The organism is Aliivibrio sp. S10_S31 (genome assembly GCF_014694495.1).
Lineage (GTDB): Bacteria > Pseudomonadota > Gammaproteobacteria > Enterobacterales > Vibrionaceae > Aliivibrio > Aliivibrio fischeri.
This window is the reverse complement of record NZ_JAAUWR010000007.1, coordinates 193,396-203,449: the sequence shown is the minus strand read 5'-3', so window position 1 is coordinate 203,449 and position 10,054 is coordinate 193,396. Positions and strand designations below refer to the sequence as shown.

The following is a 10,054-nucleotide window of genomic DNA, read 5'->3' as shown; positions in this document are numbered from 1 at the left end:
TAAGCGACAGCAGTAACCGAAGTGTACAGAGTACGCTGACGGAAAACGTTTCGGACGTCGATGGGTTCTTTACCGTGGGCGGTCAACAAAACCAACTGCAATTAGGACAATACCTTATCTGGACGCCACGCAACGAATTACTGAAGGTAACGCCAGTAATACGCGATGGTGATGTAGATGACGTAGAGAGCTATCGCTATGATGCAGGCAGCCAACGCCTTTTAAAAGTCAGCAAACAAAAGGCAGCGAACAGTGTACAGACATTGCGGGCACTTTATTTACCTGGGATAGAGTTACGCAGTGTCGCGCAGGGCAGCACAGAAACGGAAAACTTGCAGGTTATTACTATAGGTGAGGCCGGTCGGGCTCAGGTACGAGTGTTACACTGGGAAAATGGTAGGCCAGAAGCCATTAGTAATGACCAAGTCAGGTACAGTTACGATAATCTAATTGGCAGCAGCGCCCTGGAGGTCGATGGTGATGGTAAGGTTATTAGTATGGAGGAGTATTATCCGTATGGGGGCACCGCTATTTTAACAGCGCGCAATCAGGCGGAAGTGAACTATAAAACGGTCCGCTACTCGGGCAAAGAGCGTGATGCAACCGGTTTGTATTACTATGGTTATCGATACTACCAGCCTTGGGTGGGCCGATGGCTCTCCTCAGATCCGGCAGGCACCATTGATGGTCTAAATCTGTACAGGATGGTAAGAAATAACCCGGTGATATTTGCTGATCTTGACGGACTCAGACCAGATTCACGAAATCAACTCCCTGGGAGTCATCTTTATAAGCCAAATTTAAGAACCGGAGAAGACAGAAACCTGCGTGATGCATCGCTCTTAATTCCATCCAGTATGGAAAATGCCGTTGCTAAAGGGAGTCCCATAAAGCTGAAAGAAGCATTAACAGAACATGCGCTTAGCACGACTCCATTATTAACTGATCTTATCAATTTTAGCAAGGTTCCTATGGATGATACAACTAAGAATATACTCACTAATAAAAGTCTGGCCGGAGGCATACTGGCGTTTAACGCAATACGTTTTTCAATGAGTGTAAATAATAATGTCAACGCATTGCGAATTGTTGATAAAGAAACATCAACCCATCAAATTGGAAGTGGTGGAACTTTAGCATATTGGGCTCCACAAGGGGGATATGTAGATATCCCTGCACATCCTAAAAACGGTAAGCCAGAACTCGTGTTCACCCCCGGATTCAGTGGATGTACTTTTGTAGCGGATAAATTAAACGAAAATACTATTCGAGTTAGACACGTACAGGGAGGAAAGGAAGACTTGGAGTATAACAACCTAGCTGCCGATGAACATGGACAGGGTATGATCGACGCCATGGAATATCGCGATTATGGTTACCATTATGATGTCAAGGAACGTTTAATGGAAAATATAAAGGGCTCGGCATTTATGATATATAAAAACGAACGGTGGAATATAAGATACCAGAGCCTTGCTAACGCCCCCGGAATTTCATCATTAAAAGAAGAGTCTGTTGGCTTATTTCAAAAGCGACCGCAACTGAAAGGTGCCATTTGCTATAGTGAAGGGGGAGGTGTTGTTCAGAACAAAGTCATACCATTACATTTTTAATATGGAGATTTTAACTGAACATTTTAAGTCATGCCTTGTTGGCGCTTAGAAAAAATTAAATGCGCTTTGGGAGAACGACAACGAGGACGATTGACCTTAGTCTCAGAGCGCACTGAATGTGTGAACTTGATACATGCAGCGGGGTTGTTGCAAATAATATGAGTTGATAAATAAGTTCTGCAATTGACTCATTATTATTGCAAAACGACCTCAACATTGAGTAAGCGATTGAGAAAGACGGATTTCTTCCACGCTATCGTTTTACGTTTATTATTGCGTAGCAAGAAATCAAATTGTCCCTTATTCAACATTCGTAAAGATTCAAATCCTTGAATGGTTGACCAAGCTCGCTTTCTCAGTTTGAAGCCACCGGCGGCCATGATCAATTTCTTAATGGGGGCATGAGAGGACTCAATGCTATTATTGAGGTGCTTAACTTGCCGTTGTTCGACATCCGCTCGTAATCATCCTTCCTTCTTCAAACGGGCAATGGCATTAGCGTATGAAGAATGTTTATCTGTATTTAACGTTTTGGGATGTTGTTCTTGGTCATAATATCTCAAGTAATGCTTAAGGAATTGATAAGCCGCTTTTTGTGAGAGAAATAAAAGTCTAAGGTTTGCGTAACTCATTGGAGTTGAACCATACCAACGGGCAACACTTCAGTATGCCTGTGTCTTCTTTATTAAAAGCGTCCATTCCTGAACGCTTTATGACAGCATTCCAACGGAGTGACTCCCCCCAGAACAGCTCACCGAGGCAGCGTATTTCTTAGGCACCTTAACTAGATTAGGGCATTCCTCTGTATTTGATATTACTCGTGTTTCCAGATCACGTTTTATTCACCGCTATGACCGTAAGTTGCGTGGTAATGTGGGGGAAATTTATGGTCGAGCGGCTAGCTTTACTAATCAAGTTGTTCATCAGTATAGAAAACAGAAACTACGTAAAAATATTAACACACAAAAAAACGCTAGAGATGCTAATGGTAAAGTCACGAAAAATGCTGATACAAGTTCTACTGATTTACCCTGTTACGCGGACCTATTTTCAGAATCATGGTTAGATTTTTGCCGAGAAAGTGCAGTTGAATCTGTGGGTTCTCCTGTTAGCTATTTGGTCGATCTTTATAGATTTACACAAGAAATTGAAGCTGATGGTAGTTGGAACTCCATCACGCTAGCTAAGTGTCGACCGGATATAGCACAACTCCAACTTAATTATGATACTACTTATCAGGAGTTGTAGTGGTACATTGGTGTGTTTACACGATTCCGTAGCCTAAATAAGTATGTTAATAACGGCTCTGATCATTCTTGGAAGTGATTTAGTATATAAAAGTCTTATTTTAGAAATGATACAGATGGAGTAAATATTATGTAAAGCCAGTCGGTTATCTGACTAGCTTTTTATTTAGAGACCTATATAAATCAGTCACAACTGGGCGTCGAATAATCACTTATCTGTTGATACTTTATCTAAACCTTGATGTTTCTTATTAAGCCTATTAACAAGTGGTGTGATGATCACAAAACTTGATAATATAACTAAAGCGTATTTTAGGCTAATCGCTGCTAAAAAGCCGCCTAAGATTCCAGATGCAGACTCTCCAGTGTTTGCTAGTGTAGAGAAAAGACTGAAATTTTTACCAATATTATTATCATTGCTTCTCTTTTGAATAAAAGATACCAGAAAAATATCCACAAATGCTCCAACGAACCCTAGTATAACTAGTGTAAGGATGATAAATTCAATTTTAGTTATAAAAGCCAAAGAAAAGAATAATAAGCCATATAATAACCATGATTTCATTGTATTAACTGCTGTTATTTTAAATTGTAGTTTAGAAAAAGTTAGGCCACCAATAATTGTACCTAATGCTAGAGCTGAAAAAGAATAGCTAACGAGCTTTTCACTATCAGTTAAATTAAGTATATATGCAGGTAAAATAAACCTTAATAACGATGCGACACAGAGTATACATATAGAAGATTTGACAATAATCTGTATTAGGTCTTGATTGAACTTGGTTAAATATCTAAAGTGATTTAATGTTTCATATAAGACGTTTTTAATGCTGAATTTTCTTAATGTGACTTTGGATTTGGTTACGAAATTAAATTGGATAAGTAGTATTAAGAAAAAAGAAATAAAATAAGATAATGCGTCAATAAGTAACACAGCTTCTTTATTATGCTTTGATATTATTACCGCTGTTAATAGCGGTCCTAATAAACTTCCGACTTCTTCCAAAACTTGGTTTATTGAGTTTATTTTTACAAGTTTATCTTGAGATGCTAATAGGGGGATGGATGATTGGAATGCTGGTTGAAAAACAGTTCTTGTTATTGTTAAAAGGCTAAGTATAAGGATAAACAGGGTTACGCTTACCATCTGATAATTAAAGAGTAGATATAGGGAAATAAGTAATATACATCTGACCGCTTCGACAGAAGTCATTAGCATCTTTTTATTGAAGCTGTCAGCTAGCCACCCACCGATAGGACCACATAAAAGATATGGTATGAATCTAATAAGGTAAATAATGCCAACTAGAGTGTAGTTTTCTTCTGATAGTTCTAACGCAAATAGAAAGATGATAACTTCTGTAGAGTAGTTACCTATTTTTGTTAGAAAATTTGAGGCTAAAAGTAGGGTTACACTACGCATTATTTATTCCTAGAATTAACTTGGCTTCATTGAAAACAAAAAAAACAATAGATAGGTATAATTTAAAGAAATTTTTAATCATATATTAATTCATCCACGACAATGTTTTTTCCTGGCTTATTAAGTTCACTATAAACAAATTGACTTATATAATTCCTTTCTATCTGAGGCATTAAATAATACATTATATTGCTGTACCACTCCCAACCTTCTTTTGTTAACTTGTATAGATCTTCTGTTTCCTCTATAAGGTTACAATCAATAAGAGAGCGTAATTTAGAGGTGAATTCAGCAGGTAATTGTTTAGAGTTAGTTCGTTTTTTCTCTACTTCACCATGATAGGGTAACCTTAAGAGTAATGGTTTTACCAAATCCATTACGTCCGTGTGTTTTGATATTGAGCAAGGGATATTATTATTGTTGATTGAGTTTATATATGCCTCTCGTCCTGATATATTTGTAATGACATGATTTTTAATTGATGAAACTGCATTTACTCCAAATCCGATTAGATCTTTATCAGAGTAACCGTAAACATGTTCATGATATACAAAGCTGTAATTACTTGAAACGATATTTTTTGTTGCTATTTCTCGAAAGTAGCCATGTCCATTATGCGGCATGAATCCTTTTTTTCTCATGTGCTTGTCAATTATAATTCTCATATTATGTTTATCAATTGCTTTGGTTATGGAGTAATTTTTACGTGAAACTAATTTATGTAGCTTAGCTTGTGTCATTACATTATCTATGGGATAAATGTCGATGTTAGTTGTATTAAGTTCAATTGCAAGGTCGAGGTCTTTTTTTATTTCTTCTATTGTCTGACCATGCATTCCATATAGTATATCAAAAGATACATAATGAAAATTCTCGTTAAGAAGTTCACTTGCTGCTTTTATTTGTTTTAAAGTGGCTGTTAGTGCAAAATTTTGACGCCATTCCTTATTGAATGTTTGTAATCCAAACCTTGGATGAGTAACCCCGATAGCCTTCATTGCTAATATTTTATTTAAAGTTAGGCTTTTAACTTCTATTTCGAATGAAAACTCTTTAAGCTTGGATAGGTCAAAATGCTCTATTATTGCTTGACCAACTCGTTTAATTTGCTCTGGAGAAAGTAGTGAAGGAGTACCTCCACCAAAAAATATGGCTTCAACTGGAACGCTATCAGCTTGAATGAGCTTTGCTTTTAATTTTATTTCTTTGATAATAGCAGAAACATAACGATCTATGTCATTTTCACTTTTATATATTCCTTTAGTAAAAGGGCAAAAAGAACAAATAGTTTCACAGAATGGAAAATGAAAATATAGTGCTCTGCTTGTTATACCTTGATTTACATGTGATAAGACATCTAGTAATTTTAAATCTTTATCTATATTTATCTGACTAGGAAAAAAGAAGTTATAAATAGGGAATTGAGCATTGAATTTTATTTTATTATGTGGTCTTAAATGTATTTCCATTTATCCCCCTTTTTACTCGTGAAATATTTAGATTGGTTATTGGATTAAATATGCTTTTTATTTTGTTTAAGTCTTCTTTTGTTGGATCTTTACCACAAGTGTAAAGATCTATACTTATGTAATTGTTTTCTGGGTATGTGTGATACGAAAGATGCGATTCAGAAAGTAAGAATACTCCTGTTACACCGCCTTCGCCAGCAAACTTCTTATCTAAAAAACCAACGATATTAAATTCTGATTCATTTAGAATGTTATTGAAGTTGTCTTTTAAAATCTTCTCGTTGTTGAGATGTGGACTTTTACACTCTATATCAATTAAATAATGATAACCTTGACTATCCATATTCAAGTCCTATGTACAAACATATAAGAAAGGCTAGTTTTACCTAGCCTTTGAGTAGCTAATTACCAAGCAACGCCATTAAAATCAAAACTACCTTCGTTTGATTTAGAGAACATATCTTTCGCATTTTCCATAATGTTTTCCTTTATTAAAGTAACCCCATTAATTGGGGGAGGGGCTCAGAGAATTTTCATAAAGGAAAAACCTTTACTTTCTCTGCACCGTAGATGTTTTATAAAAAATGGCTCAGTGGCTTTCTGAGCCTAAAAACTACTACTTTAGGGGGGAGCCGATGTAAAAGTATATAGTAGTTTAATCAAATTGTTATAGTGGAGTTATCTATAACAACAAGCAGTGGTTTGAAAGAAAAGTCAATAAATGTTTTACCTCTTAATTGTTTATGTTAACAATGATTACAATTTATTATCATTTCCTTTTTTAGTCTACTGTAAGATCTAACAGCTTGAATGGTGAGTTTATATTTAATAGGTAGTATAAACTTACAACTTTAGTTAGTAACTATTAATACAAGTACACTCTTCCTTGCTGATTAAATTCTCGCTTAGCTCCAATAAAGACTTGAGAGCCATCATCATTAATGTCCATTCCTAAACCAAAGTGACCATTTTTTTGATTTAAAGGTGATTTTAAATAAGCGTTAAATATCCACGAGCTGCTTGTTTTTTTATATAAATAAACAGCACCACTATCTTTAGTTAAGTTATCATCTGAAAATATAGCACTTGAATCATCAGTAAATGCACTAACGATTAAATTATCACCATCTCCACTTAATTTAACTCTATAACCAAAATTATCCTCTGGTTGTAGACCATCGAGTGTAATATTTTGCTCTTGGAACCAATTGCTATTTTTTTCCTTAAATATATAAACACTGCCTGAGAGGTTATCTTTTGGAGCACCAATAGCTAAAGTTGTACCTGCATTATCTAACGAGACTGATTGCCCAAAGTGATATTGCTTTCCTTGTGTTGGAGTAGGAGTTTTTAGTCTAATAATTTCTGTCCATTTTTTTCCTTCTTTTTTAAAGATATATACTCCACCTAAATTGGTTTGACCTTCCCCTAGTGAGCCAATAGCAACAATATCTCCATGAGCATTTAGATCTATAGAACTCCCAAATCGGTTAGGGCCGTAAGGATCATTATATGACGCTTTTATACTTTGTATTGACCATGCTTCTCCTGTTTTAGTATAAAGATAAGCGGCACCTACAGAGTTATTTTGGTCTGGCGAAGCTATGGCGATAGTTAACCCGTTATCTGATATAGTCACGTATTTTCCAAATGAATCACTATTTATATTTTGAGTTAAAATTGTATCTAGAATCCAAGTGTTGTTTAGATTTTTGTATACATAAACTCTACCCGGTTCCTCTGTTGAATAGTAATCTGCACCAATAATTAATGTTTTTCCATCTCTGCTTAAAGCGTTTGATATACCAAAGCGGGCACCATCAGTTAAATCATTAGGAGTTAATTCTGATGTTTGTACCCAAAAATTGTTTTGTTTTTTGTATATGAAAACTTTTCCTTTTGAGTGTGCTGCTCCAAAAGCTCCAATGGCTAAGGTTTTTGTTTCTTGGCTATATGTTATTGAACGACCAAAAAAAGCGTTCTCCTCTATGTTTGTATCTTGAAGAATTCCAATTGATTTTAAGTATTCACTTTTCTTTATACTATTTAAATTACTTAGTCTTGATTTGCTTCCATTTTTCGCAATGATGAAAAATTCTTTTTCTAATAGCTTTGGTGTTAGTAGAGTTTTTAATTCATACATAACAGAATTTCCAATAATGTGATCTTTAAGGATTTTACAATTATCCTTATAGTCAATGTTTTTTTCGCATAAGGTATAGTAAGCCGTGTTTCTACTCTTATCCCATTCGAAAATATATGTTTTAACATGATTTGTTAAGGCTGAAATTTCGTGAAAGTTAAAAGAGCTCGGAGGGATACTTTTATTTGCTTGGTCAGGTAATCCAGTATCTTCACTATTACAAGCAAATAAGCCCCAAAATAGGGTGAGCATGATTATTTTTTTCATTATTATTCCTGAACTAAATGAATTTCGACACGTCTATTTAATTTTCGACCATTTTTTGTCGTGTTTGACATAACTGGATTTGTTTGTCCGAAAGCGAAGGTATTAAACCTTTTATCTTCTATCCCATATTTAAGAAAGTAGTGTAAAATTGTTTCTGTTCTTTTTTTTGATAATTCATAATTATAGACTTCTGTATGAGTACTATCTGTGTGTCCATGAAGATATATTCTTATATTATTATTTTTCTTTAAGTAGCTTAATAATAAAGTTAGCTTATTCTCTTGACTGTTTGTAAGTGCGTAAGAGTCTGAATTAAAGTAAATGTTTATTTTTTCGTTTTTATTGGCATTTTTAAAATATTTTTTCTTTATAATGGAAGAAGCACCTTTTGGGTTTAATTGGCTTGAAAAGTGATAGCTAAGACCTAAGCTAATATTGTTTATGTCGCTTCCGCCTGTATTACGCCCACCTACATTATTAAACCATTGATATTCTATACGTGTGGATAGATGTTTTGTCCAAAGGTATTCATAGCCGACTCCTAATGCTAGGGAAGTTCCTTTATTTTTTTCATTAACGGAAAATATGATCTCATCTCCTTTTTTTTCGACTTCCCAATAATATCCACCGAGCTTTGAGAAAAATAATGAGTTATTATTGTGGTAAATATCAGATTTAATTGCGAATTCATACCCTTTAACTGTAGCTGAGTAACTTGCAATTTCTTGCGTTCCTGAAAGTGAAATATAATTAGCTTTAACTTTTCCTAAGTCGTTATATCCACCTTCAATTGAAAGTGTATCACTAAATCTATAACCTAAAAAAAATCCAAGTGATGTCTGTAGGTTATGACATTCGAGAGACTCATCACCACATGCATTTTTATAGAGAGTTGAGCCTAATTTACCACCGAGGTAGTAACCAGAGTTTCTCTCGTTGATATTATTGGTAGCTTTTGTTGAAAAAGAAATAAAAAGCAAAAATATAATAATTCTATACATAAAATGCCCTATGAAAGTTTAAAGCGCAGATTTTATATATTTTATAAAAAACATATACATAATAATTATTAATATTTTTGGAGGTGATTGTAAGGGGAGTGTAGATAATCTTAATTGTCGTGAGGTTTTATGTTTGTAGTAATATATATTTTAGTGTTTCTGTAAGCTTGATGGTAGTTAGAGTAATTATCATTAATTAGATTTTATATTGGGAGGAGCTAAGTTGGGATAGATTCTATTTAGAGGTAGGAGCTATTTTACTATTAATTTTATCTTGTATTTAATATCACAGTTTTATACTCTGTTTTTAAATATTCAACGGAGTATTTAATGTCATTTATTAAGTTTTTTGTTTTGTTTTTCATCAAAGGTAGTACTAAATAATGAAATCCTCCATTTTTTTTCTTTATTGCTACTGCTAGTATAACATCCCCTTTAGAACTTGTACCAAAAAATTTTGAAATGGTTTTATGTATATTTTCTTCATTTTTGATGTTATTTTTTTCTGTATTATCAAATAGAATAATGAAACCATCTTTAACAAAATTGTATAGTTGACTTTCTTTATCATAAAGAGGGAGTTCTGAGGTGTGGATGTAAATTATATTCTCTTTTTCAATGAAGTTATATAAGTCATTACTTAGGTCATTTAGGGGGAGGGATAACCAAGAGTTTACAAGTTTGGTTGGAGGTGGAGGGGTATCTCTTTTATTAGAAAATCCAGTGGAATTCGTATTTGTTGTATTTATATTTTTCTTTATTTCAGATTTAGTTGATGTGTTTTTCGGTAATTGATTAGAGTTGTATGTTGCTTTTAAGTAGAAAGTAGTCATTATAATTGCTATTCCACATGTTAAAAATATTATTTTGTTTTTCATTTAGTTGCCTATT

The 10,054-nt window shown here is 34.1% G+C and carries 7 protein-coding genes and 2 pseudogenes; 2 read left to right on the top strand and 7 right to left on the bottom strand.

Features of this window, described 5'->3' with window-relative positions; all coding sequences use genetic code 11:
- Positions 1-1,613, top strand: a 1,613-nt coding sequence (locus HC728_RS08570) for an RHS repeat-associated core domain-containing protein (RefSeq protein ID WP_202986229.1), incomplete at its 5' end; no start/stop codon positions are given.
- A 194-nt stretch (positions 1,614-1,807) separates the two neighbouring features.
- On the opposite strand, the pseudogene HC728_RS08565 reads toward HC728_RS08570, so the two are convergent.
- Positions 1,808-2,235 (bottom strand): annotated as a pseudogene (locus HC728_RS08565) (DDE-type integrase/transposase/recombinase); the annotation flags it as partial.
- A 140-nt stretch (positions 2,236-2,375) separates the two neighbouring features.
- Between HC728_RS08565 and HC728_RS08560 the strand changes: the two are divergent.
- Positions 2,376-2,861 (top strand): annotated as a pseudogene (locus tag HC728_RS08560) (Tc toxin subunit A); the annotation flags it as partial.
- A 207-nt stretch (positions 2,862-3,068) separates the two neighbouring features.
- On the opposite strand, the gene HC728_RS08555 reads toward HC728_RS08560, so the two are convergent.
- From HC728_RS08555 to HC728_RS08530, 6 genes are all read right to left on the bottom strand, one after another.
- Positions 3,069-4,283 (bottom strand): MFS transporter, encoded by a 1,215-nt coding sequence (locus HC728_RS08555; protein ID WP_054775886.1) that lies wholly within the window; start codon positions 4,281-4,283, stop codon positions 3,069-3,071.
- Between the two features lie 74 nt (positions 4,284-4,357).
- Positions 4,358-5,752: a coproporphyrinogen-III oxidase family protein gene (locus HC728_RS08550; protein ID WP_190395313.1), complete on the bottom strand. Its 1,395-nt coding sequence runs from the start codon at positions 5,750-5,752 to the stop codon at positions 4,358-4,360.
- Positions 5,727-6,095, bottom strand: a complete 369-nt coding sequence (speD, locus tag HC728_RS08545; RefSeq protein WP_190395312.1) for an adenosylmethionine decarboxylase — start codon at positions 6,093-6,095, stop codon at positions 5,727-5,729. Before speD ends, HC728_RS08550 begins: the two co-directional genes overlap by 26 nt.
- Positions 6,096-6,617: 522 nt before the next feature.
- Positions 6,618-8,162 (bottom strand): FG-GAP repeat protein, encoded by a 1,545-nt coding sequence (locus HC728_RS08540; RefSeq protein WP_190395311.1) that lies wholly within the window; start codon positions 8,160-8,162, stop codon positions 6,618-6,620.
- Between the two features lie 2 nt (positions 8,163-8,164).
- Positions 8,165-9,163, bottom strand: a complete 999-nt coding sequence (locus HC728_RS08535; protein ID WP_190395310.1) for an OmpA family protein — start codon at positions 9,161-9,163, stop codon at positions 8,165-8,167.
- A gap of 269 nt (positions 9,164-9,432) precedes the next feature.
- Positions 9,433-10,041, bottom strand: a complete 609-nt coding sequence (locus HC728_RS08530; protein ID WP_190395309.1) for a hypothetical protein — start codon at positions 10,039-10,041, stop codon at positions 9,433-9,435.
- Positions 10,042-10,054 lie beyond the last annotated feature (13 nt).

Excerpts from the sequence above, each read along its gene's own strand:
- HC728_RS08555 (WP_054775886.1), bottom strand. The coding sequence starts at position 4,283 with ATGCGTAGTGTAACCCTACTTTTAGCCTCAAATTTTCTAACAAAAATA.
- HC728_RS08550 (WP_190395313.1), bottom strand. The coding sequence starts at position 5,752 with ATGGAAATACATTTAAGACCACATAATAAAATAAAATTCAATGCTCAA.
- speD (WP_190395312.1), bottom strand. The coding sequence starts at position 6,095 with ATGGATAGTCAAGGTTATCATTATTTAATTGATATAGAGTGTAAAAGT.
- HC728_RS08540 (WP_190395311.1), bottom strand. The coding sequence starts at position 8,162 with ATGAAAAAAATAATCATGCTCACCCTATTTTGGGGCTTATTTGCTTGT.
- HC728_RS08535 (WP_190395310.1), bottom strand. The coding sequence starts at position 9,163 with ATGTATAGAATTATTATATTTTTGCTTTTTATTTCTTTTTCAACAAAA.
- HC728_RS08530 (WP_190395309.1), bottom strand. The coding sequence starts at position 10,041 with ATGAAAAACAAAATAATATTTTTAACATGTGGAATAGCAATTATAATG.